20 protein-coding genes are annotated in these 22,447 nt (G+C 55.0%); 4 read left to right on the top strand and 16 right to left on the bottom strand.

The features are described from left to right. Positions 1 to 36: 36 nt before the first annotated feature. Complete coding sequence (locus CAP48_RS11550; RefSeq protein ID WP_100696857.1) at positions 37 to 1,941, top strand: heparinase II/III-family protein; 1,905 nt, start codon at positions 37 to 39, stop codon at positions 1,939 to 1,941. Between the two features lie 50 nt (positions 1,942 to 1,991). Next, positions 1,992 to 2,225 (top strand): hypothetical protein, encoded by a 234-nt coding sequence (locus CAP48_RS20055; protein ID WP_153045685.1) that lies wholly within the window; start codon positions 1,992 to 1,994, stop codon positions 2,223 to 2,225. Between the two features lie 225 nt (positions 2,226 to 2,450). Here CAP48_RS20055 and CAP48_RS11540 read toward each other — a convergent pair whose 3' ends face one another. From CAP48_RS11540 to CAP48_RS11475, 15 genes are all read right to left on the bottom strand, one after another. Beyond that, the gene (locus CAP48_RS11540) at positions 2,451 to 2,657 is read right to left on the bottom strand and encodes a hypothetical protein (RefSeq protein WP_100696853.1); all 207 of its coding nucleotides are present in this window, start codon (positions 2,655 to 2,657) and stop codon (positions 2,451 to 2,453) included. A gap of 268 nt (positions 2,658 to 2,925) precedes the next feature. Further along, the gene (locus tag CAP48_RS11535; protein WP_100696851.1) at positions 2,926 to 3,375 is read right to left on the bottom strand and encodes a hypothetical protein; all 450 of its coding nucleotides are present in this window, start codon (positions 3,373 to 3,375) and stop codon (positions 2,926 to 2,928) included. Further along, a complete protein-coding gene (locus CAP48_RS11530; RefSeq protein ID WP_100696849.1) occupies positions 3,372 to 5,009 on the bottom strand; it encodes an ABC transporter ATP-binding protein in 1,638 nt (545 codons plus the stop codon). Before CAP48_RS11530 ends, CAP48_RS11535 begins: the two co-directional genes overlap by 4 nt. Then, positions 5,006 to 6,601 (bottom strand): ABC transporter ATP-binding protein, encoded by a 1,596-nt coding sequence (locus CAP48_RS11525; protein ID WP_242444465.1) that lies wholly within the window; start codon positions 6,599 to 6,601, stop codon positions 5,006 to 5,008. The genes CAP48_RS11530 and CAP48_RS11525 overlap by 4 nt, the downstream gene beginning before the upstream one ends. A 74-nt stretch (positions 6,602 to 6,675) precedes the next feature. Then, positions 6,676 to 8,847, bottom strand: coding sequence for a condensation domain-containing protein (locus CAP48_RS11520; RefSeq protein WP_100696845.1), 2,172 nt, complete (start codon positions 8,845 to 8,847; stop codon positions 6,676 to 6,678). An 11-nt stretch (positions 8,848 to 8,858) separates the two neighbouring features. Continuing rightward, entirely contained in the window at positions 8,859 to 8,996 is a 138-nt protein-coding gene (locus CAP48_RS20220) for a hypothetical protein (protein WP_161495241.1), read from the bottom strand. Positions 8,997 to 9,035: 39 nt separating this feature from the next. Beyond that, positions 9,036 to 10,217 (bottom strand): YncE family protein, encoded by a 1,182-nt coding sequence (locus CAP48_RS11515; RefSeq protein ID WP_100696843.1) that lies wholly within the window; start codon positions 10,215 to 10,217, stop codon positions 9,036 to 9,038. A 34-nt stretch (positions 10,218 to 10,251) separates the two neighbouring features. Then, positions 10,252 to 10,557: a DUF3325 domain-containing protein gene (locus tag CAP48_RS11510; RefSeq protein WP_100696841.1), complete on the bottom strand. Its 306-nt coding sequence runs from the start codon at positions 10,555 to 10,557 to the stop codon at positions 10,252 to 10,254. Further along, positions 10,554 to 12,227 (bottom strand): PepSY domain-containing protein, encoded by a 1,674-nt coding sequence (locus CAP48_RS11505; protein WP_197707269.1) that lies wholly within the window; start codon positions 12,225 to 12,227, stop codon positions 10,554 to 10,556. The genes CAP48_RS11510 and CAP48_RS11505 overlap by 4 nt, the downstream gene beginning before the upstream one ends. Next, a complete protein-coding gene (locus CAP48_RS11500; RefSeq protein ID WP_100696839.1) occupies positions 12,227 to 12,538 on the bottom strand; it encodes a DUF3649 domain-containing protein in 312 nt (103 codons plus the stop codon). The genes CAP48_RS11505 and CAP48_RS11500 overlap by 1 nt, the downstream gene beginning before the upstream one ends. A gap of 44 nt (positions 12,539 to 12,582) precedes the next feature. After that, complete coding sequence (locus tag CAP48_RS11495; RefSeq protein WP_100696837.1) at positions 12,583 to 14,859, bottom strand: TonB-dependent siderophore receptor; 2,277 nt, start codon at positions 14,857 to 14,859, stop codon at positions 12,583 to 12,585. A gap of 117 nt (positions 14,860 to 14,976) precedes the next feature. Then, on the bottom strand, positions 14,977 to 15,984 hold the full coding sequence (locus CAP48_RS11490; protein ID WP_100696835.1) for a siderophore ABC transporter substrate-binding protein: 1,008 nt from the start codon (positions 15,982 to 15,984) through the stop codon (positions 14,977 to 14,979). Further along, a complete protein-coding gene (locus CAP48_RS11485; protein ID WP_100696833.1) occupies positions 15,981 to 16,757 on the bottom strand; it encodes an ABC transporter ATP-binding protein in 777 nt (258 codons plus the stop codon). The genes CAP48_RS11490 and CAP48_RS11485 overlap by 4 nt, the downstream gene beginning before the upstream one ends. After that, positions 16,754 to 17,716, bottom strand: a complete 963-nt coding sequence (locus CAP48_RS11480) for an iron chelate uptake ABC transporter family permease subunit (protein ID WP_100696831.1) — start codon at positions 17,714 to 17,716, stop codon at positions 16,754 to 16,756. Before CAP48_RS11480 ends, CAP48_RS11485 begins: the two co-directional genes overlap by 4 nt. Next, positions 17,713 to 18,660: an ABC transporter permease gene (locus CAP48_RS11475; protein ID WP_304529020.1), complete on the bottom strand. Its 948-nt coding sequence runs from the start codon at positions 18,658 to 18,660 to the stop codon at positions 17,713 to 17,715. The genes CAP48_RS11480 and CAP48_RS11475 overlap by 4 nt, the downstream gene beginning before the upstream one ends. Positions 18,661 to 18,877: 217 nt before the next feature. On the opposite strand from CAP48_RS11475, the gene CAP48_RS11470 reads away from it, so the two are divergent. Both CAP48_RS11470 and CAP48_RS11465 read left to right on the top strand, forming a co-directional pair. Beyond that, on the top strand, positions 18,878 to 19,510 hold the full coding sequence (locus CAP48_RS11470) for a TetR/AcrR family transcriptional regulator (protein ID WP_100696829.1): 633 nt from the start codon (positions 18,878 to 18,880) through the stop codon (positions 19,508 to 19,510). A gap of 130 nt (positions 19,511 to 19,640) precedes the next feature. Further along, on the top strand, positions 19,641 to 22,271 hold the full coding sequence (locus tag CAP48_RS11465) for a condensation domain-containing protein (protein WP_100696827.1): 2,631 nt from the start codon (positions 19,641 to 19,643) through the stop codon (positions 22,269 to 22,271). Positions 22,272 to 22,274: 3 nt separating this feature from the next. Here CAP48_RS11465 and CAP48_RS11460 read toward each other — a convergent pair. Next, positions 22,275 to 22,447: integrase core domain-containing protein (locus tag CAP48_RS11460; protein ID WP_153045684.1), on the bottom strand; the 173-nt coding region annotated here is incomplete at its 5' end.

The raw sequence follows: 22,447 nt of genomic DNA, 5'->3' as shown, positions 1-22,447 counted from the left end.
TCGCTGGCATTACAATTACTAGAGAATGCGAATCATTTGGCAATATTAAATGAGCAGGGGAAACTGGCAGAAATGGAAGTTAAATTAATAAATAATAATTTGGTTTTGGATGTAATAGTCGATAATCCATCAGAGGTTAATGATGATGAGTATGCTTTCTATCTAATGCACTACAAAGAAAAGGTGGATGAGCAATGGTATTCAAAAAACAAGCATATTCAGTTTCCTTTGCCAGACAAAAAGGGGGAGTACTATGTAATATGCTTTCAGCGGAATTTGAAAAAAAATACGAAGTCGAAGTCAAATTCGAATCGGCTATTACTCTCTCCTGCTATTCGTCTGAATTTATCGACAGGGTCGTCTAAAGGGCACTATAAGCAGTTAAAGTATTTTAGGAGAGTAATTCACGGCGATTATGTGTCATTGAAAAGAACAGGATATATTCCCAGAGTTGGGGCGACACCGATCCCTTTGCGCATACCTGTAAATTATGGCCCACGCAACGATAGAAACATTGAGTTTGCATTAAATTCATGGAAATTCCTTGCCCCTGTATGGAAACGTTATTTTGAAACTAAAAAACTCAGATTTCTAAAGGAAATTTATGCTTTCATGCTTGATTGGAGCCAATCATTATCCATAAAAAGCGGAGAAAATACGTTCGCTTGGTATGATATGGCTGTCGGAACACGAGCGATCCATTTGGGACTATTTTTGTATGTCTTGAGCGAGGAAGCAATTGAGTTTTCGCCTCGTGACAGTAGGATTTTAAATAGCATAGTTGAAAATCATATTGTTTATTTAGAGAATGAGAAAAATCTGAAATTCAATAATCACGGAGTATGGCAAATTTTAGGATTAAGATTGCTATATTGGTCAAAAAATGAATCAGATAAAAGCAAAATTAAATTTTGCGAACAACAACTTGATAAGTTGATTGAGTTGAACTTCACCGAGGAAAATGTCAGCTCGGAAAACTCGCCTTTTTATCACAAATATACAGCGGACCTAATATGCCAACTACCAACCCAATTATTTAAAAAAACCCAAGCTCGGATAACTGCCATCCAAGATCAAAAAGACGAAGTATCGGGTTGGCTGACTAGCCCAAGTGGGTTCTTTTTTCTAATAGGGGATTCCGATGACAAAGGTATGGAGCTCAAGACGAAACTTGAGTGCGATTTTGTAAAAGATGGTAAGTGTTTTGTCTCAAAGTATTATCCAGGCTCCGGGTATGCAATTGTTAGAACTCATCCGAATGTTGATATTCAAGACAGCTCTGCTTTAATCTTTCACGCAACTTCGTCTTCCTACTCGCATGCTCACGCCGATAAATTAAGTTTTATACTTTTTCAGAAAGGACTCGAACTAATTACCGATTCCGGAAAATACAGCTATGAGAACGACCAGTGGAGGCGATACTTTGTCAGTGACCGGGCTCATAATACAGTCGGATTTTCGCAGAGAGTGGTTATGCCAAACGAGATCGAGTTGGGAGACTCAAGCATTTCCGAATGCACGGAATTGAATGGGGAGTATATTTTATCCGGATTGACGCAAGTCAGGTCTCTGGGTTTTAAACATAATCGGAAAATAATTTATCGGCCTAACACCTATATGCAGATTGTGGATACCGTTAGTCATAGCGCCGGTAAGGGCGGTGGATTGGAGGTTAGGCTTCATTTCGGTCTCAATATTTCATTGCAAGAAATTAATAATAGAATAGTGGCACTCCATGAAAATAAAATTATTGCATCCATTGAAATGGATGCAAGGCTGCAGAAGTATGAGGTGTATTGCGGATCAGAGAAGCCTATTTTGGGTTGGACCAGTCGAGTTTATAAAAAGAAAAAACCTATCAATACACTTATAATGACGTTCGCGGCAAATACCAAGGAAATTACGACTAAAGTGTATTTGTGTAACTACCCCGTAAAATAATACAGATTACTCGTAGAATTTCTTTTAAGCTAAACGAAAGGAGTTTGACGATGAGCAAACGAAAGACTGAAAGCCAAATTGTGGCGATTTTGAAAGAAGCTGAAGTTGGTATGCCGATCAAAGACTGCGCCATAGATGGCGTCGATCACGCCGCTGCCATTGGGTATTCGCTGTGCAATGATCAAATCAACCAGCGCAGTCAGGATCGCAGCCGCAGTCAAATCGCCTGCCTGCTCACGGGCCGCTCTTTCTACTTTCTGCGCCTGTACATGATCCTGGTATAGACGGAACAGAAAATCATCTTTCTCACGCAAGGCCAAATCTCGCAGCTCGCGGGTGCGCACATATCCGAGTCTTCGCTGATAAGGCCGGATGTCTGGCCCGAACAGCCGGGGCAGTCGTGTCGCCAACAGATACCAAATGTGCGCACCAATCTGACGCAGCACAGGCAGAACGACCGGAATCACGATGGCAACGGAGAAGCTGAAGGCTACGACAACGAGTGAAAGTCAGCCCACATCGCCCAGCAGTTCCATATCGCCAGCGGACCACTGCCAGAGCCCGCGTCCGACACGGAGCATCATGGCCATATCCAAGAACAGTACGGCGCAGGCTAGCCGTAATGCCCATTGAGAAGCCCATGCCCGATCCAGCAGCCCGACGCCTTTCTGAGCCAAGCTAGTGCCAACCGCTTTATCTGCGTCTTCTTTTGGCATCTGTGTTTCCTCGGACTGAGTGATCCGGATATCACCCGCTCGCAGCGGTTTCACCGGTTTGGTGGTTAATCAAGACCTAAAGACGTGGGCGAACAGCTGTTCGCCCAAACCACCGCCTCCGCGTTGGATTAGACATGACGAGAAAAACTGCAGCTATGCCCTACTGCCAACAGCCTTAGCAGGTCTATGCGGCTAGTTCTGAAGGTCGACTTGAGCATAGCCTGCCTATCCCCGAATACGGTGGGGAAGCACGCTCGCGCAGTGATGTTCACCGTTTAACCGTCAGTAGCGCTTCAATAGTAGCACCCATGGCCCGAGCATTAAGCACCAGGCCTAGCGGCTCGTAGACATGTTCCTTCAGCCAACCTAACGCGCCGGCCACATCGGCGAAAGTGGCGGCTGGCACACCAAATAACTTTTCGGCGTTCATTTTGCGCAGACGCTCATAGCCGCTGGGCGGCACCACGGTGGCCATGCCCATCACTAGCTGGCGGATTGCCTCGCCCTGTTGGTTTAACCATTGCTTAGCTAGCGGGGCCGACCCGGGCGGGTGCACCAGCGCCTCGGCATCGGCGAACACGCGCAGTGTGACGAACGATTCCCCACGCGCGAGCCAGCGCCTCCATTCCTCGATATACGCTTGCATATCGGTCAGCGAGGCAGGCCCCTGCTCCACGGTGATGACCAGCGGCCAACGGGACAAATCATGACGAATCATGTGGCAACTCCTTGAAAGCACGATATCTGAACGCTCAGGTTGCCTGAGCACGTTCGGCTTCCCAGTTCAATGGTGTGGGTCGGCAGCCAGATCGCAGGGTCGCGATGGGTGACGAAAATGACGGTAGCGGGCAGCGCACGCACCACGGCGGCAATTTTGTTTTCAGTGTCCTGGTCTAGGGCAGCCGTGGCCTCGTCCAGCACTAGGATAGGTGCCTCCTTGAGCAAGGCGCGAGCCAGAGCCACGCGCTGGCGCTCGCCGCCCGACAGCGCCGCGCCCTGGTGACCCACGGGCTGATGGATACCCAGCGGCGAACGGTCAAGAAGTGATCCCAGCTCCGCTTGCCGCGCCATAAGCTCCACCGCGTCGTCCGACGCCTGCGGTTTGCCCAGGCGGATGTTCTCGGCCAGTGTGCCTGTGAATACCACAGCATCCTGCGGCACATATGCAATACGCGCAGACAAATCGGCATAGCGCATGCGCGTCAGTGGCACGCCTCCCAGCAGGATGGAGCCTTGCTGCGGGTCGTCGAAGCGCATCAACAACCCCAACAGTGTGCTCTTACCACTGCCGCTAGGGCCGCGCACGCACACCTTGGCGCCAACAGGAATATCAGCGTCGATGACGTCCAGTGCAGGGGCATGCCCAACCTGGCGCAGCGCCACGGCGTGGCCCTCGGGCTGGGTCGCTTCCCCTTGCGCAGGCTCGGGCAGTGCGGGTGCATCGGACACTTGACGGTAATCACGCAAGGTGTTGCGCAGGTCGTTCAGCCCTAGGCCAGCCAAAGCTAGCTCGCCCAACGGCGCCGCAGCACGCGCTACCAGCACCAGCAACGCAAGCACCGTGGCAGGCGCATCCTGTCCGACCAGCGCCGCCCAGGCCGCCATGCCCGCCAGTGGCAGCACGCTGGCCAGGGTGGAGACGAAGGTGGCGCCAGCCGCGGCGCGATTGGTGACTGCCAGCGCGCTTTCCTGGGTTCGCCAACGATGCTCGATGCGTTGCAGGGCGCGCTCCGGCCCCGCAGTCGTCCGCATCAACTCCAGGTGATCGACCAGTTCCAGCGTGGCTTGCGCCGCGCCTTGTTCGGCAGCGTGCCGGTCGGCATCGGCGTGAGCTAGCGCTCGCTGGGCCAGGTATTGCATCAGCAGCGACAGCGACAGCAGGCCCGCCGCTACACCGGCCGCAGCGGGGCCGACCAGCCAGGCTATGCCCGCCAGCAGGAACAAGGGCATCAACGGCGCGTGCAGTAAGGTTTGCAACTGGTGGGCGGGAATGCTCATGAAACCGGGAATGCCGCGACCTGCTATCAACGCGACCTGCGCGCGATGCTCGTCGGTGAACCAAGACAACCGAGCGCGCGCCAGCGCCTGGCCTAGGGCGGCATAGAGATCGCCGGCTAGCCGCGCCCCCGAGAAAAATCCGGCTCGCGTCACCAGTACGGTGACCAACACGGCCACGGCGGCAGCCAATAGGACCGGACCTGCGGCATGATGCCCAGCAATAGCCTGTGCCAGAATCGTGTAGGCAGCGGACTCCAATGCCGCGACGATGACCCAGCCGAATCCGATGAGCCACAGGCGGCAGCGTGCGGTGCGGGGTAGTACTTGTATGGTAGATGGTGATGTCTTATTCATTGCTGGACCTCCGGTTGCGTGACGGTCTTCAGTTCGAGCCGCGCATCGGCACGGGCGGCCAATGCCAGATCGTGCGTAACCATCACCAGGGTCAGGTTGCGATCCTGGGCCAGCTCAAGCAGCGCCAACATGAGGCGCATAGCGCTGGAGTCATCTAACGCACTGGTAGGTTCATCCAACAGGATCACCGGTGCTGGCGCCAGGAAGGCGCGCGCCAGCCCTACACGCTGGCGTTCGCCGCCGGAAAGCCGCGCGGCATCCACTTCGAGGGGCACATCGATCTGTGCCCGCGTCAGCGCCTCAGCCATTTGCGCATCGGAGGCATTGGGTACGGACAGCGCTAGGTTCTCGCGCACCGTGGCCGGCAACACGTCGCCGCCCTGGGGGATTAGTAGCGCGGCAAGTTGGCGCGCCTGTATATCCAGCGTAGCGATGTTGACCCCTGCCAGGAAAATGGAACCACCGTCCAATGGCTCCAGCCCAGCCAGTGCGCGCAGCAGTGTGGTCTTGCCTGCGCCGCTGGGTCCGGTGATGGCCGTCAACGTACCTGGCGCGAAGCGGTGGTTCAGGCCATCGAGCACGTGCCGACCGTCTACAGCGAGGACCGCGTTCTGCACATCGAGCACGGGTGCGCCGTCCGGCAAGAGCGCATCGCCGGACGGCAGTGCCGGTTCGTGCAACAACGCCGCCAGTCGGCCTGCCGCGGCCCGGCCTGCCGCCACGTAGTCCAGCCCATGTCCGAGCCGCAGCGCGGGCGTGACAATGGCCAGGCTGAAGAGCAGCGCCGCTGCCAACGAGGGAGCGTCTTGGCGCCCGGCTACGGCATAGGCGATGGCGAAGGTGGTCGCCGCCTGCAGTAGCGCTACCGCCACCGCTGCCGGCGTGGCCACCTTCGCCACCCAGGCCACCATGCCTCTGGTGAAACGGTCGGCAGCATCATGGTAGGCCGCCAATGCGCCCGACTGGGCACCATAGATGCGGTTGATGCGGATGCCGCGCGCGTAGTCATCCACGGCCGTCGTGATCTCGCCCATCACCCGCATGCGCTCCGCGCCGTGGCGCGCCGATACGCGTGGCATCCACACCAAATAGTACAGCGCGGCCAATACACCCGGCAGCAACGCCAGCAGTGCGGCCGGCCCCGCCAGCGCCACCAGCAGCGCGATCGATGCCAACGGCACTGCGGCGAAGGTGGCAATCTCCGATGGCAGGTGCGCGATCATATGGTGCAGTGCGGCAATGTCATCCGATACCAAACGTCGAAGGGCGTCGCTTCCTTGTCGGGCCAGAGTGCTCGTGGGCAATCGAGTCAGATGGCTGGCGACCTCCCGGCGTAACCGTGCCGAAAAGTCTGCTTCGGCGTGGTGCGAAAGCCAGGAGGCCGCGGACGCCATCAACGCGCCAGCGATCCACAGTGCCAACGCCGAGACCACCCAGCCGATTGTCAAGTCGGCAACGAACAGGACAACGCACCACAGCGCGCCCAACATCGCCAGCCCAGACAGAACAGCGGCCAAGGTGCCTGCTGCAAGCCTCCGTAATACCGGGCGAAGTGCAGGCGCCAGGCCTGTCTCGGTGAAACGCTTGAACATTAAAAATCCTCTCATATAAAATCCTCTCATATCAATCGCTGCTCTCATGAGGCTTTTAAGCGATTGCGATGTGGTCAGCGAAAAAGCGCTTCCAATTTTCGGTCGGTTGCACCAGAAACATTAAAAAGCGCGAATATCCTATTGATCTCAGCAAAAATTGCACGTACCAGAGGTCTCGAATAACGATCCAAGCGGTATGTCACAACCAAACGAAGATCACGCTTCCCATCAAACACGTCTTCCATGATCTCGAAATGCAATCCGAACAAGGATTCATCCTTGTCAGGTAAGATTTGCCGATAGCGAATGCTGGTACCATCCGGATCGATCAATATTCCGTTCAGTGCGTTGTTGGCGTGAATCTGGACATAGACGTCGAACAACAGGTCGTCCTCGGCAGTCATGCCGAGCTTGCTTTGAATAAGATCAATCGGAATATCCGCATAAGACATCGACTCATTGATCGTTCGAGTAACTTCCCTGATCAAGTCGCCGACCGATTGATGGGGGAAAAACTGCACACGGTGTGCCACCATCGTGGTGAAGTAACCCACCGTATCGAAGAACTCTGGGTCTGTCCGTCCCGAAGCCGACGTGCCTATCACCAAATCCTTCAGGTTGCCCAAGTTATGCAAAGCGAGGGCTATAGCCGTATACACGACACCGAACAGCGACGACCTCTGGTCTTTGGCGACAGATGAAAGCTGTTCGTAAGTGCCCGGATCAGGCACCAGCTCCATCCACTGTGCCTTGAAGGACTGTTCGTCGAGGGATACGGCAGATTGATCGATATGATCGCTCAAATCAAGCCCTCGCGTTGCATCTCTCAACATACGCGTCCAGTAGTCGAGATGCTGTTGGTTGATGCCTTGTTTCTTTTGCCGAAGTGCGAAGTCTACTATCGATTGCGCCTGTGTTTCCCAGCTCGGAGCCTTGCCAGAAGCACGAGCACAATAAGCTTGTGCCAGCTCCCTCATCATGGTGTTAAGCGACCATTCGTCAATAACCATGTGGTGAACCAGGAACGATAGAACTTGACGGCCATTTCCGACGTCTGGAATAAAGCGAATTCTTATCGGAAGCTCCTGGGAAAGATCGAACACATACGACGCTTCGTCAGCGAGTGTTACACCCTCACTCTCATCGGACTTCCAGCACCATTTGTAGCGACCAAGTTCCGAGTCGAGAACGATCCGCTGATGGGCTTCGCCATCTTGCACATGAAAAGTCGTTCGTAGCCCCGCATGGCGCACTAGGAGATCGTTAAACGCATCGAAGAACAGATTCTCATCCACACGGTCGAGAAAGCTCAGGGCAAAAGGCAAATTGAAGATGGAACTGAATCCACATCCCGCGTAAGCACGCCAGAGAAAAGTCTGGGCCAGAGTCAAGGGAGCCAGATCTACGTTGCCCGATGCTCCTGACGACGCCTCCTGGGCGTCATCACGTATGTTGACGATCGCGCAAGTTGCCAGGGCCGCGGCCGAAGGAGATCGGAAGAAATCGTTGAAGCTGACTTCAATACCGTAGCTGTTTGCCAGTTTGCCAATGATGCGAGTCGCTACCAGTGAATGGCCACCACGATCAAAGAAATCGTCGTTCGGTGTGATATCAGGGTCTGCAAGGGCAGAGCGGAACTCGTTAAGGATGATGCTGCCAATCTGCGCAACACTAATGCTGTGCTCGCCATCTCCATGAGCCGTCTGGTTTCCAGGCTCAGAAACTTGTACCTGTACCTCCGTCAAGACCAAGCTGTGCAGATGCTTCACAAGTTCATGGTAGCAGTCTTGTAATGCGGAAAGAATTTCTTCTTGGCGGCACGTTTGATCAAGAATCGGATGATGGACGAAGGCCAATAGATTGTTTTCTTCAGTAATGACGATCCACGCTGTGAATGGCGGTTGGGTGGCAGCGTCCCAAGATACTTCGCCCAAGGCGTGTAGCTTGGACATCAGGTTATTCGGCTGGGTTTCGAGAGTCTGCAGGCAATGGGCGGGATCTGCCATTCTGAACTTCTGCAAGTCCCCCTCATCGCTGAAAAGATAGCGGGCATTCAGATCCGGCATTCTCTCTACAACCTCAGTGATTGCCTGTGCGAGCAAAGATGTGTCGACGGCTTTATCTAACGTCCAGACCGAGCGGCGCTGGCCAATGCGCTCCGGGTTTTGCTGTTGCAATAGCCAAACCTGTTCTTCATGCTCGCATGCCACCAGTGGCGATTGAGCTTCCAAATTGTGTGTGGACATGGATTACTTCCTCATTTATCAATAGCCCGTCTCATGTATCCCGGGTCGGAATAGGTCAAGGGCGAAACAAGTTTGCCTATGTGCGCTTGGGCGTTGACCACGATACCCAGGCTAACGGCCAATGCGACAAGACGGATCTTTGTTTTCATGGGACCACCTACGATTATTGATTAGGAGAAACGTGTGCGTCATAACTGCAGTCGCGCCACGCTTTCGTTGTTGCCTTTGGAGTCGTCCGGGCCATTTTTGATGGTGACGTACACGGCGCCGGTCTGTGAATTCAAAGCCAGACTGTTTGGGTGGGTGGGCAGTTCTACCGTTTGCAGCGGCGTATAGCTGTTGCTGTCGTATACCGTCACCGTGCCGGACTCGCGGTTAGTGACGTACACACGGTCTCTTGACTCATCCAGCAACAGGGCAACCGGACCCTTTCCTGTGGATATGCTGTGCAGTACGCTGCCATCAGCCGGATCAATGGCCACCACACGGTTCCCTTCACCTCGGTTCTGGTAATCCAGCTCTCCCAGCTTCCCACGCATACCATCAATTTGCGTCATACCCTGATCGGTAGCCAGCACACGATTGAGCCTGCCGTCCAGCGTCAAATTCAGCAACTGATCAGCTTGAACCTCGGCCTTTTCCTGAATCTCCAGGGTGCGCGTGTTCACCGTGTACAACTGCCCCTGGAGATTGGAGACATACAGCGCGTCGCGCGATGCATCCAACGCGATGCCAGTGGCCAGAAACCCAAATCCGGGAATCACGGTTTCCAGTGTCAGATTCTGGGTATCCACGACATACAAGGCACTGTCCTTGAACCACAGGCCAGGCGCGTAAAGGCGGTTGTTGGCCTTATCCAACACCATTTCACGGAAGTTATGCGGATAGCGCTCTTGCACTTTGCCATCGGGGCCGGTGTCGCTGATTTTCTGTGCCAGTTGCATCACTGTCAGTACCCGGTTTGCACGTGTGTCGATCACGGTGATGGAAGCATCGTTGGTATTGCCTACGTAAAGCCGATTGGCCTCATCGTCCAGCACCACCCCAAAACCGCCGTTCGCCAAGGCAATCTCCGCTTGGACTTGAAGCGTTTCAGGATTCAGGCGCAGTATCCTGGGTGCGTCGGCCCCCTCGCCCCGACCACCGGACGACGAGACGAACACCGCATCCTGCCGCGCGGAATACACCAATTCATACAGCCCGTTAGCTACCGCTTTTCGGCTCACCTGGGGAGGTACGGTCTGTTGCGCGGCGGACGCCGTAACGGCAGGCGCGTCTGAGGTTGCCACACCGGACTGAGAACCAGATGGCGTGCAGCCAGCGGCAACCAGAGCCATGGCCAGCAACATTGAAAGGGACAAACGTTTCATCATCATTCCTAGTAAGAACACAACATCACAATCATCAGCGGCCACGCCTGCAATTCAAAACCACAAGCATGATGAAAACCAGACCAGCCGCAACGCTGGTATGGCCGCTGTAGGCCGTCAACCCGAAGCTCCACCCCAGACCAGAAACAGCCAACCCTAAAGCCAGCAGCAACAGCAGCCAGCCAGCGACGCGTAAACACCGGGTCACATGCGGGCGCAATGCCGCGCCGTACAGGTCTTCCTGATGCCGGATCATAGCCAGTGCCAGGCAGGCAAACCCTAGCAGCGAAAACAGCAGCACCGCGCCATGCGTCAACCAGGAAAGCGCCAGCCCACTCATGTACGTTCTCCTGGTGTTAGACGATCCAGTGAAACAGCGTCCTGTCTAGTCGCGACACCTTTTCGCCGCGCCGATTTAGCCCTTGGCCGGTGACGCGCCGTGCGCACCGCAAGGTAGGCATGCAAAGCGGCGAAAACCAGCATCATCAGGTCAAAGCCCACAAACAGCCAATCGCTCTGACGCAGGCTATGCAGTAGATGCCGATCTGTCGTAAAAACGTTCAACACTGGCAGCAACGCCAGCAGAACGGCAGCCAGCCAGAACAGTTCCATCCAGGCGCGCTTGGCGGGGCGCACCATCGCCCAGATCAGCGTGCCCGCCCAGACGATGAAAAAGCCATGGATTTCCCAGGCGGCGCGCTGCACCATATCCAGCGGCAGCAGGCGGTTGAACCAGAAAAATGATGTCATCGACACCGACAAGCCCGCAATGGTGGCAATGTTCAGGCGCTCGACCACTCGAAAGCCAAAGTAAGGTTTTTCAGAATCGGGCAGCCTGGCCCGGCGTTTAACCGTCCATAGCACCAGACCGGTACCCACCATGACCGTGCCAGCCATACTCACCAGAAAATACAGCCAGCGCGTGACGATATCGGCAAAACGCCCCAGATGCAGCCCGTAGAGCACGCCCTGAGTGGTGGCCGCTGGTCCAGAGCTGTCCTTGGACTGCAGCATCTCGCCCGAAACGCCATCGAACATCGCGTACTGCGGCGTGGTCGATACGCGTTGGTTCTGCTGGCGGGCAATGATCACCCTGGCTGCGGCATCACCAGGGTGATTGACCTGCACAGCACCAACGCTGTCCACGCCCCAGCGCTGTTCAACCTGCTGTATCAAGGACGCCAGAGGCACCAAAATAGCCGCCTCGCCCGTCGGCTGGCCTGCAGGTATGAAAAACCGCATTTCGCTGGTAACGGCGGCGCGATCATCTGGCGAAGGCAACACCTGCAGGCCGAACGGCATGTACATCACCATCAGGGTGATCAGCCCGCTCCAGGTAATCATGAAGTGAAAGGGCAGCCCTAGTACTGACAGCCCCGCATGCGCATCCAGCCAAGAGCGCTGCCCCTTGCCCCAACGGAAGGTAAAGAAATCCGTAAAGATCTTCTTGTGTGTGATGACCCCACTGATGATGGCCACCAGCATGAACATGGCACAAAAGCCCGCAATCCAGCGCCCCCAAATGGCGGACATGTAGTGAAAGTTGAAATGAAAAGCGTAGAAAAAATCCCCGCCTTGCGTGGCGCGCACCTGCAAGGCTTGGCCGGTCTGGGCATCGAATACGCCATTGTGAAAGCCGCGTCCCGGTGCTTGCGGATCACGCCAAAAGGCGCTGGCGAAGGGCTTGCGTTCTGTCGGCAAGGTGATGCTAACTTGCGTGGTGACCGGGGATTGCGTTCGTATGCTTTCCAGTACCCTTGGCACAACCTGAGCCGCCGGTGGCGGCACGGCCGCCACCAGTTCGGGCCGCATATAGCGCGTGATTTCCTCGCGAAAATAGGCCGTCGTGCCGGTCAGGAACATGGAGTACAAAATCCACCCTACCAGCAGGCCAGCCCAAATATGCAAATCAGACATGCTCTGGCGAATCCCGCGTGACTTAGCTTGTTCTTTAGAGGACATGACTAGCAGTGCGTCGACACGCGCCCTGAACGTTTTTTTCACGTCCATCACAGTACGCCTCCCGCTCGCCATACACACAAAGCAAATGGCAGCAAAGCCACTACCACCAGAAGTATCCCCGCCCAGGCACGCCATGCGCTGTGCACGGCAAACACCCAAACCACCGTACCGGCATAGGCGAGAAAACTTAATTGCATGCCCCACAGCACGGCCTCAGACCGTGCGACGGGTAGCGCCAGCGCTGCCAGAGAAAACAGCGCCGCCAACACATAACCGCCAAGTACAGCGGCGACGATGCGCGAGGCCAGGCCTTGCCAGCGCTGGCCCCATGCACGAAACCCCAGCAAACGTTCTATCATCAACGTTCTAGAGCTTGTAAAAAAACACCCACCAAACATGCCAATCAGAAATCCATTGAGGCCGAAAGCATGAAGGTGCGCGGCGCACCCAGAGCCAGGCTCGTGAAGTGCGGCTTTGCCCAATAGGCCTTGTTGGTCACATTGGTGACTGCAGCTCGCAAGGTCACTGGATTACCTGCAACCTTGGTGGCATAGCGCGCACCCACATCGAACACAGTACGGCCGGGCACCGAGAGCGAGTTGTCCGCACTGAGGTACTGCTTGGATGCCGTCGTTGCATTCGCGGTAAGCGTCAGGCCTTGCAGTGCCGGGGTATCCCACTCCACGCCCATCTTGGCCTGCCATTTGGGCAAGCCGGTGGCCTGCTTACCTTGGTTAGCGGGGCTGGCCGCTTTCGTCACTTGCGGATCCGAATAGGCGATACCACCCATCAGACGGACACCCTGTAGCGGCGAGCCGAAAAAGCCCCATTCCACGCCTCGGTTACGCTGTTCGCCTCCAAACGAAAAGACGTTGGTGAAGGGGTCGGTATAGCTGCTCGGACGCTTGATTTCATATAGGCTAACGGTGTGCGCGAACTCTCCAAGGTCAAATTTGAGGCCGACTTCTTTTTGCTTGGTCTTGTAGGGCGCGAAGACTTCGCCCGCATTGGCCGCCGTATTGGGTGCGATGGAACCTTGGCTCAGACCCTCAATGTAGTTGGCATACACGGAAATTTGGTCGGTGACCTTAACCAGCAAGGCCACTGCTGGCGTCGTGGCGCTTTCCTTGTAGCGTTCGCCCATGCGCGCACCGGTCATACCGTTGAAACTTTCGTTGATGACTTGCTGACGGCGCACACCAAGCGTCAGTTGCACTCTGTCCTCGGCAAATGACAGCGTGTCCGCTAGGCCGAAGCTCGTCAGGCGGGTTTCTGTCTTGCTAATCGCTGGAATGTCGCTGGGCAGAGCAGGCTCAGGGCCCCACACCGGGTTATAGATATTGGAAATCCAGTCCTCCGATAGCAGACCTCTGAACCCACGGAGGTGATAGTCCTCGCTATAGTGTGTAGCGTTGATTGCGAACTGGTGGCCCACCGAGCCCGTGCGAACTTTGCCCATCAGGCCCACTTCAGCCGACTTGCGCTTCATCTCGTCGGACACGCCACTGAAGTTGGTCCGGAAGTCTCCCGCCTGATTAAACACCTGCGGCGCGCCCATATTGGAATCAAACTCGGTCTTGCTGATGCCCGCTGCGGCATAGGCGGTCAATTGGTCGGTCAGGTCAAACTCACCTCGCAGCATCGCCCCTTTATCCGTGGTGTCATAAAAAGCCCACGGTGGGTTCCACGAGACATCTGGTTTCTTTGGAGGTTTAGGTAAGGGCAAACCAGGGGCAAGCGTTAGGCCTCGGGTCATGCCCTCCGTGCGATCCTTGCTCTGGTACAAGTCTGCGGATACACGCATACGCTCACCGCGCCAGTCCAGCCCAAGAGACGCCAGCGAGATCCTCTTATCCTGCTTCTTCACAGAGGTCTCGCCGTCGCGATAGACACCGTTAAAGCGGATACCAAACTGCTTGTTCTCGCCAAAACGACGCCCCATGTCGATATGACCGCCGAAATGCGAGTCGGACATGTAGCTAGTCGTCAAGCGCGTCAAAGGCTCCTCGCCCGCACGCTTGCTCACCAAGTTGATTGCGCCTCCCGCCGATCCTTTGGGCGGCATGCCATTGAGCAACGCGGAAGGCCCCTTGAGCACTTCAACACGCTCAAACATCTCGGGTAAATTACGGTAGTAACCCGCCATGCCGGCCAAGCCATTGAGAGTCACATCGCCCACGTCTGATCTAAATCCACGGATTGAATAGCTCTCGTTACTCTCTCCTGAGATGCCGCTCATGAATACAGTCGGATCGGTCTTAGCGATCACTTCCTGAATGTCGCTGGCTTGTTGATCCGCCATGAACTTCTCTGTGTAGCTGATGGTGTTGAAGGGTGTTTCCATGAAATCCTTGTCACCCAATAGCCCGACGCGGCCCCCGGTGGTCACCTGTCCACCGGCATAAGGAGTGCTTGCCGATTCCGTGCTTCCCTCCACCTTCACCGCTTGCAATGTTGTAACGTTTTCTGTGACATCGGCGGAGGCGTGAGCTCCATTTGCTCCACTGGGCGTTTGAGCCAGTGTTGAGGGAGTGACCCCGACTAAGGCGCCGAATGCCAGTCCGAGCAGCAACGCCATCCGCACAGCGGCAGCAGTGCGATTCAGAGTAAATGTGGGAAGTTGGTCGGTTGTCCGCCGTAAAGGATTTTCTATGTGGTAGTGATCGTGCGGTGTGTACATGCCGGTTTCCTTTCAATATAGAGGTTGATTACTGCTAGATAAGTAAACGAAACAACAATGAGATCGAGAATGATTAACTTCCATATCTAAACGCTGAGATCAGCGTTATGAACTGAATCAGTCCCGATAACCCTTGAGCACGTCGTCGATGACAAGCTTGATGGAGGTCGGACTGGCGGCAGTGATGTACCAGGCTTCCGCATCGGCGAAAATCACTCGGCCGTTCTTCCAGGCATTGGTTTGCCGCAGCAGCGGATTGCCCAGGCTCTCGGCATCCATGGCGGGACGGCTCTCCATCACGGCGGTGCGATCCACTATGTAGATGATGTCGGGGTTGGCTTGTTGGATGAACTCGCTAGAAATGGGCTGACCATGCAGGCCGGTCTCGACCGCCGGACTAGCAGGCTTGACTCCCAGAGCGTTGAAGACGAAGCCGTAGCGGGACTGCAGTCCAAAAGAGCTGAAGGCGCCGTTGTTGTGCAGGACGATCAGCGCTTTCTCCGGGCGATCCTGGGTGATGCGCCGGGCTTCATCGACCTTGGCGTCCAGTTCGGCAACTTTCTGGCGAGCAAGATCTTCCTTGCCGAAGATCCGTCCCAGGGTCATGAAATGCTGCTTGACGACCTCAATATGGGCGACCTGGCTGTCGCGGTAGTCCACATCAAAGTGAATTGTCGGGGCAATCTCGCTCAGTTCCTTGTAGTGGTTCGCCTGCAATGAAGTAATCAGGATCAGATCGGGCCTGGCGGCGTGAACCTGCTCCACGTTGGGCTGAACGATTGCGCCTGTGTCCTGAATGTCCGGCGCGTTTTTGTACCCCCCAAGGAAGTGCGGAACGAAATCCTTGGGCATGCCTGCCACCGGAATACCCAGTTGGTCGAGAAAATCGACCTCGTTCATGTCGAGTGCCACCACACGCTGCGGCAGCTTCTTGATCACGGTCGTGCCCAGCTTGTGCAGCACCGTGATGGGCTCGTAGGCTGGATGCGAGGGCTGGCTGGCGGCGGCGGTTGGTGTTGACGCCTGTGGAGAGTCGGCCGCATTCCGGTCGCAGCCTTGTAACGCAATGATGACGGTTAGCAGCAGGGCCAGCACCCCATGCCTGTGTCTGTGGTTGAAGGTCATTCCAGTTCTCCTAATGGGTTGAAGTAGTTGCACAGGCATCCGCGCTCGCCGCGTGTGATCTCGAAGTCCAGTCCGTACAGCTCCCGCATCCGTTCCTCGGTCACAACTTCCGACACCGAGCCGGCGCAATGAATCGAGCCGCCTTTCATCGCAACGATGTGATCGGAGTAGTTGGCGGCGAAATTGATGTCGTGAACCACCAGGATCACGGTGCGACCTTGCTCGTCGCACAGGCGGCGCAGTGCACGCATGATGTGGACGGCGTGCTTGATGTCGAGGTTGTTCAGTGGTTCGTCGAGCAGCAGGCAGTCAGTTCGCTGTGCGATGGTCATGGCCAGGAAAGCCATCTGGCGCTGCCCGCCGCTGAGTTCGTCAAGGTACGCTTCGCGTAGCGACTGCAGAGACAGGAAGGCGATGGCCTCGTCGATCACCCTGTGGTCCTCGGCTGTCAGCGATCCGCGGCTGTAAGGGAAGCGCCCGAAGGCGACGAGTTCCTCCACCGTCAGCCGCAGGCTGAAATCGGGAGACTGTCGCAGGGTGGCCACCTGTCTAGCGTAGTCGCCGATGCGGATATCCGTGATCTTGCGGCCTTCGATGAGGATGTCGCCCTGGCTCGGCGCCAGCAACCGAGCGATCATCATCAACAGCGTCGTCTTGCCCGCGCCGTTTGGGCCGATTAGCGAACTCAACTTCCGTGCCGGGAAGCGCGCGCTGACATTGGAGACGACGGCCTTGGCGCCGTACGCTTTGGAGAGCTTGTTGACAGTGATCATGCGGTTCCTCGTGTACGCAACATCAGCGCAAGGAACCAGACGCCACACACCAGGTTAACCAGAATGCCGACAGTGGTCCGGTAGTTGAAGACGTGCTCCACCGCGAGCTGAGCCAAGATGAACATGCCGACCGCAATGGCGCATCCTATTGGCAGGGTGATCCGGTGCCTGAAGGTACGGGCCAGCGCATACGCCATATTCGCGACAAAGATGCCCATAAAGGCCGTAGGTCCAAGCAGACTGGTCGAAACAGCCACCAGCACGGCGATCAGTGCCAGGTACAGCCGCACGGTGCGTTGGTAGTCCACGCCCAACGAAATGGCTTGGTCGCGGCCCAGCGAAAGTACATCAAGCGTCGGCAGCGTCTTGACACCGGCAACGCACACTGCCGCAACGACGATGGCTGAAGTGAGCAATTGCCCGGGCTCCGCTCTGCCAAAGGACGCCTGGCTGAAGCCAAGAAGAATGGAAAATTCGCCGGGGCTGACTTTAAGCTGAACGAATTGCGTAAAAGTGCCGATCACCATGGTCAGCACCAGACCCAGCAGGAGCAGGAGATAGACATTGTTCCGGCCATCACGGAACAGCCACCGATGGATGACCCATGAGTAGCCGAGCATCAGCAGAACAGACAGAAAGAAGTTGCCGTTCGCCCCGAGCACGACCAGACTCTGCGTACCCATGAACAGGATCAGCAGAGATTGCAGCAACAGATAGATCGCCTCATAGCCCATGATGGCTGGCGTCAATATCCGATTGCCGGTGATGGTCTGGAAAGCGATTGAAGACCAGGCGATGCAGACCCCACCGATTAGCATCGCAGCCAGTCGAGCCATCCGCTTGGGGATGACATAGCCGAAGTCGAAGCCGGAGCGCACGAACAGGAATGCTGTTGCCAACGCAAGAACAAGCACCCAGACAGCATGTCGAGGAACTCGTGCTGTAAGAGCGCTCATCATCGGTTCCTCCAGAAGATAAGCATGAGAAACAGCACGCCGCCTACGCCGCCCGCAGTAAGCCCGATAGGCACCTCGAATGGATGAATGAGCAAACGCCCAAGGATGTCGCATGCCAGCAGTAGCGATGCACCGCCCAGCGCCACGACAGGCAAGGTACGCCCCAGGTTGTCGCCGTAGTACATCGCAACCAGATTGGGAATGACCAGCCCGACGAAGGGAATGGCTCCGACGGTGATCACCGTGGCGGCCACGGTGACGGCCACCAGCATCAGGCCCAGCGCCACCGTAGCCGGATAGTTCAGTCCCAGACTCGTGGCCATGCCTTCACCCATGCCCAGCACGGTGAAACGGTGCGCATACAGGTAAGTGACTACCACGATCGGCAGAATCAGATAAATGATTTCGTAGTTGCCCTGGACGATCTTGGAGAAGTCGCCCAACAGCCAACCCTGCATGCTTTGCAGGATGTTGTTGCGATAGGCATAGAACTCGGCAATGGCACTGAGAACGCCGCCATACATCAGGCCTATCACTGGGACAAGCACCGTATTCTTGAACTGGATGCGACGCACGATCGCCACGAAGATCAGGCTGGCGGCGAAGCAGAAGGCCAGCGCGAACAACATCCGGCCTAGATTGCCTGTCGTCGGTACCGTGGTCAAAGCGACGAGGATGCCAAGCTTGGCGGCGTCCAGCCCACCCGAAGTAGCCGGCTCGACAAATTTATTGCGAACAATGTGCTGAAGGATCACGCCGCAGACAGACAGACCCACCCCTGTTAGTACCAACGCGATGAGACGCGGCAGGCGGCTAGCTGTTAGGGTCAGTAAAATATCATCTGATGATTGTAACTGTGCCCAAGATAAGTGATTTGCTCCGATTAGCACAGAAGTAAAACAAAGAGTGACAAAAAAAAGAAGTAAACCTCTAATAGAAGGCAACATTTTGTTTTGCTTTAATGTGAGGGTATCTGTTTGAGAAGCAGTTATGTGGTTACTTCGAAATCTGTCATTGCGTGGAGGAGGATTGGAGTCTTGACTCATTGGCTACGTTACTTCATTACAAGTAAAATAAGATTAGTTGCATCATAGTAAACTAAATGATTGTAAATGACAACCATTCTCAATATTGGCGTTAGCCTTATTTTCATGAGGAACAAATATGGCAGTTGAAAAGCAGGTGCCTACACGCGGTCGTCGGGGTCGTCCACGTATCATTACGCCGGAACGTATAGCGGAAGCAGGTATAAAGATAGGCCTAGCAGATATCACTTTTGTCGGCGTTGCGGCTGAACTCGGTGTTAGCCACATGGCGCTCTACAAACATGTGCCTAACTTGCAAGAACTCAAACGGATCGTGGCTGCAGAGATCTTTAATCGCTGGCAGATTCCCGAGGTCGGTGATGGCGAGTACGACGGCTTAGAGAGTTACCTGGCCGCTTTTACAGCCTCATTGCGAACATTAGTCAAGACTTACCCAGGATTAGCACCGTACCTGATTCGGCGTGCAGCTGCCACACCATCAATGATGGCCAAGATCCACGCTCACCACTGTCGTGTCGGACAAGTCTTCGGCATTTCCAAAGCTGATGCCCAATGGGTGCTGGCCATGGTGGCGTTCCACTGTATAGCCGTAGCCGACACGGTCTACTCGACGGCAAAGATCTCGAGTGCGAGTCTTTCAGAAGACAGCGCAGATAACGCTGAGATTGAAGCAGACTTTGAGTTGGGCATGCGCACGCTCATCGCCGGCGCACTTCTCCGCCTCAACGATGCCAGTGCCAGGCTGCGCTGAGCAGAGACGGACGAGGGGACTGGCTCCCCTCAGCGCAGCCTCGCTGCGCATATTTACCAAGTTTCGTAATGATTTCTCGCGTGCGTGTCGGGTAAGACGTGTTTGATTATTCAGATGGGGTGACTGATCTATGAGAGAGCTAACTGCGATGCAGGCAGCAAACTGGTTTGGGCGTGGTGCCGACGTTGCTCTGGGCGGCGTCTCCGCTCATCTTTATGCCGAGTTCGATGGACATGCCCTTGATCTGCAACGCTTGAGCGCTGCTCTTGAGCAAGTGTGCCTTACACATTCGATGCTACGACTGCAGGTGACTGCGGACGGCATGCAAGTCATAGCACCTTCGGACAGAACCCCACGCTTAGAAGTGGACGACTTCACAGCGATGCACGCACCAGATCTAGAGCGGGCGCTACTAAATAAACGCATACACTGGACTCATCAAAAGCTCGATCTAACCATAGGCCAAGCTTCGCGCTTTTCCGTCACCCTGCTGCCGAACGATGCTTTCCGCTTGCACATTGATACAGATATGGTCGCGGTCGATCCTTCCAGCTTCCAAAGGCTGATGGAAGACCTGGCCCTGGTTTATGAGAACAAGGACGCTACCATTGCACCCCTCCCATCGTTTTTCGATTGGTACGACAAGATGCAGGCTGACGCGCAGCTTAAGGCGCGTCGCGACAAAGATCGCTCTTGGTGGCGAGAGCGTCTCTCGCAGATAGCGCCAGCCCCGTCCTTGCCCTTGCAGATGTCCGCGTCGGAAGGCGCCTGCAGCCATCGTTTGAGCACTTGGCTGCAACCAGATGAGCATCAAACCCTGCGTCGGCTTGCCCGTGAACAACGCATTACCTTTTCCAGCATGATGCTGGGATTGTTTGCGATGGTTCTTGGTAACGCCACGGGAGACCGCATGTTCCGGCTGAATGTCCCATTATTCTGGCGGCAACCGCTCGTAAATGATGTGGAGAGAATCGTCGGCGATTTCGTCAATCTGGTGATCCTCGACGTGGACCTCACCATTGCGGACGACCTTGGTGCGTTGTGTCAGGACTTGGCATCACAAATGATCGAGTTACTTGGCCACAGTGCATATTCTGGAGTGAATCTGATGCGCGATCTTTCACGCCATCATGGTTCGCCACAGCTATCACCTGTAGTTTTTACTGCCGCCCTGGACTTACCGGACGGTGATCTGTTCTCGCCTTGCGTACAACGTGCTTTTGGCACGATGAGCTGGGCAATCTCTCAAGGGCCTCAAGTTGCACTAGACGCGCAAATCGCAAGCTTTGAAGGTGGAATTCTCATAAATTGGGACGTTCGCCTTGACGCGCTGCCCGGGGAGTGGGTAACGAAATTGTTCGACAGTTTTGTTGCTCTCCTGAAGGACGCCGTTGATGATCAAGGAGTCATGGCTCGTCCGGTGAAGCCTGCCCGGGCACTATCGAGCAGCAGCGAGGTTGAGCAGCCACTGACTCCCATGCAGCGAGCATATCTGTTTGGACGCACCGCCCAACTACCTCTCGGCGGCGTAGCCATGCAGGAGTTTCGAGAGTATCGCGGCGTTATGGATCCTGCGTTGCTGCGAAGTCGACTTGCTGAGATGGTGCGGCGCCATAAAAGTCTACGTACCTTAATTGATGCAGAAAAATTGGTGAAGGTTGTCAATGATCTGGCGTTACCCAATCTGCAGGAGATTGATCTCACCGAACTATCATCGCAAGATGCCCTGAAACAAGTTCAGGAATACCGCGATATCTACAGCCACTCGATTTTTGACCTCAGCCGATCCCCATGGAATATCACGATATATCGGTTGAAAAATGATCTATTGATTGTGTTTGTGCGCTTTGATGCACTGATTCTGGATGGGCAATCAATCTCAGCATTGCTAGTCGAGCTTTTCGAGGGTCGGTCGCCCATCCTGGAATCCATTCAGAAGGATTCGTCAAACCCCGAAGATCTCGCCACCTTACACAAGGTCGATGCTGCCTACTGGAAAGCCAAGCTCCTAGGAATAAGTGATACTGCTCAACTGCCATGGAGTATGCCCTTGGCTCAATTGAGCACATCACGTTACGAGCGACAAAGCATAACGATCAATCGAGAGGTATTTAAGCAGCTATGCAGAACCGGGGCAAAACAAGGCTTGTTCAAAAACTCAACAGTAATGGCTCTTATTCTGGAGGTACTGGGCCATTGGAATGCAAGAAAGAAATTATGCGTAGCAATACCCGTGATGCCATTGTACGCAGAGACGTTCTCCAGCAGTTCCACCTTTATCGCTATTGGTTGGGATATCGGTCACGATAGCTTTGCTAACCGCGCAGCCAGACTACAGGCAGATGTCCTTGAAGGCCTAAATCATTTGTCATTTTCTGGCGTGGATCTGACCCGACTATTGTTCGAGAATTGCGGTCGCAGCCCAGTTCTTCCGGTTGTCATTACCAATGGGTTGTCATGGCCGAGCCTTTCCGAAGCCGGTCCCATGAAGCTATGTAATGGCTTGACACAGACGCCACAAGTCGCAATTGACATCCGATTCGTCGCCGCCCCAGACGGATCTCTGGTTTTTGATATTGACTATGCTCGTGACGCAATAGCGTCCGCAGTGATAAATGGTCTGCTTAGAGACATCCAAAAAGCGATAAAACAACTCGACGAACCCACAAACTTTTCTATCGACACTTCCGAGTTTACGCGAATTTCAAATGACTCCAAATCAAACTGTAAATACCCCATCTTTAATACACCACACACATAGAATTTATAATGTTAATTTATAGTCAATGGGTGTCATGTCATTGAGTGAATCGTGCGGTCTTTCGGTGTTGTAAATCGTTGTCCAGTGTTCCGTGATGTGTTGAACTTGCTTCAACGACGTAAAAAGATATAAATCTAATACCTCTTGGCGGTACGTACGATTGAAGCGCTCAATAT

It is taken from the genome of Advenella sp. S44 (assembly GCF_002810445.1).
Taxonomy (GTDB): Bacteria; Pseudomonadota; Gammaproteobacteria; order Burkholderiales; family Burkholderiaceae_B; genus Advenella.
This window is presented reverse-complemented; position numbering and strand designations above follow the sequence as displayed.

Coding starts and splice junctions, on each gene's coding strand:
- CAP48_RS20220 (WP_161495241.1), bottom strand. CDS start 8,996: ATGAAAACAAAGATCCGTCTTGTCGCATTGGCCGTTAGCCTGGGTATC.
- CAP48_RS20055 (WP_153045685.1), top strand. CDS start 1,992: ATGAGCAAACGAAAGACTGAAAGCCAAATTGTGGCGATTTTGAAAGAA.
- CAP48_RS11540 (WP_100696853.1), bottom strand. CDS start 2,657: ATGCCAAAAGAAGACGCAGATAAAGCGGTTGGCACTAGCTTGGCTCAG.
- CAP48_RS11510 (WP_100696841.1), bottom strand. CDS start 10,557: ATGAGTGGGCTGGCGCTTTCCTGGTTGACGCATGGCGCGGTGCTGCTG.
- CAP48_RS11515 (WP_100696843.1), bottom strand. CDS start 10,217: ATGAAACGTTTGTCCCTTTCAATGTTGCTGGCCATGGCTCTGGTTGCC.
- CAP48_RS11525 (WP_242444465.1), bottom strand. CDS start 6,601: ATGTTCAAGCGTTTCACCGAGACAGGCCTGGCGCCTGCACTTCGCCCG.
- CAP48_RS11470 (WP_100696829.1), top strand. CDS start 18,878: ATGGCAGTTGAAAAGCAGGTGCCTACACGCGGTCGTCGGGGTCGTCCA.
- CAP48_RS11490 (WP_100696835.1), bottom strand. CDS start 15,984: ATGACCTTCAACCACAGACACAGGCATGGGGTGCTGGCCCTGCTGCTA.
- CAP48_RS11500 (WP_100696839.1), bottom strand. CDS start 12,538: ATGATAGAACGTTTGCTGGGGTTTCGTGCATGGGGCCAGCGCTGGCAA.
- CAP48_RS11520 (WP_100696845.1), bottom strand. CDS start 8,847: ATGTCCACACACAATTTGGAAGCTCAATCGCCACTGGTGGCATGCGAG.
- CAP48_RS11535 (WP_100696851.1), bottom strand. CDS start 3,375: ATGATTCGTCATGATTTGTCCCGTTGGCCGCTGGTCATCACCGTGGAG.
- CAP48_RS11465 (WP_100696827.1), top strand. CDS start 19,641: ATGAGAGAGCTAACTGCGATGCAGGCAGCAAACTGGTTTGGGCGTGGT.
- CAP48_RS11475 (WP_304529020.1), bottom strand. CDS start 18,660: ATGTTGCCTTCTATTAGAGGTTTACTTCTTTTTTTTGTCACTCTTTGT.
- CAP48_RS11485 (WP_100696833.1), bottom strand. CDS start 16,757: ATGATCACTGTCAACAAGCTCTCCAAAGCGTACGGCGCCAAGGCCGTC.
- CAP48_RS11495 (WP_100696837.1), bottom strand. CDS start 14,859: ATGTACACACCGCACGATCACTACCACATAGAAAATCCTTTACGGCGG.
- CAP48_RS11505 (WP_197707269.1), bottom strand. CDS start 12,227: ATGGACGTGAAAAAAACGTTCAGGGCGCGTGTCGACGCACTGCTAGTC.
- CAP48_RS11480 (WP_100696831.1), bottom strand. CDS start 17,716: ATGATGAGCGCTCTTACAGCACGAGTTCCTCGACATGCTGTCTGGGTG.
- CAP48_RS11530 (WP_100696849.1), bottom strand. CDS start 5,009: ATGAATAAGACATCACCATCTACCATACAAGTACTACCCCGCACCGCA.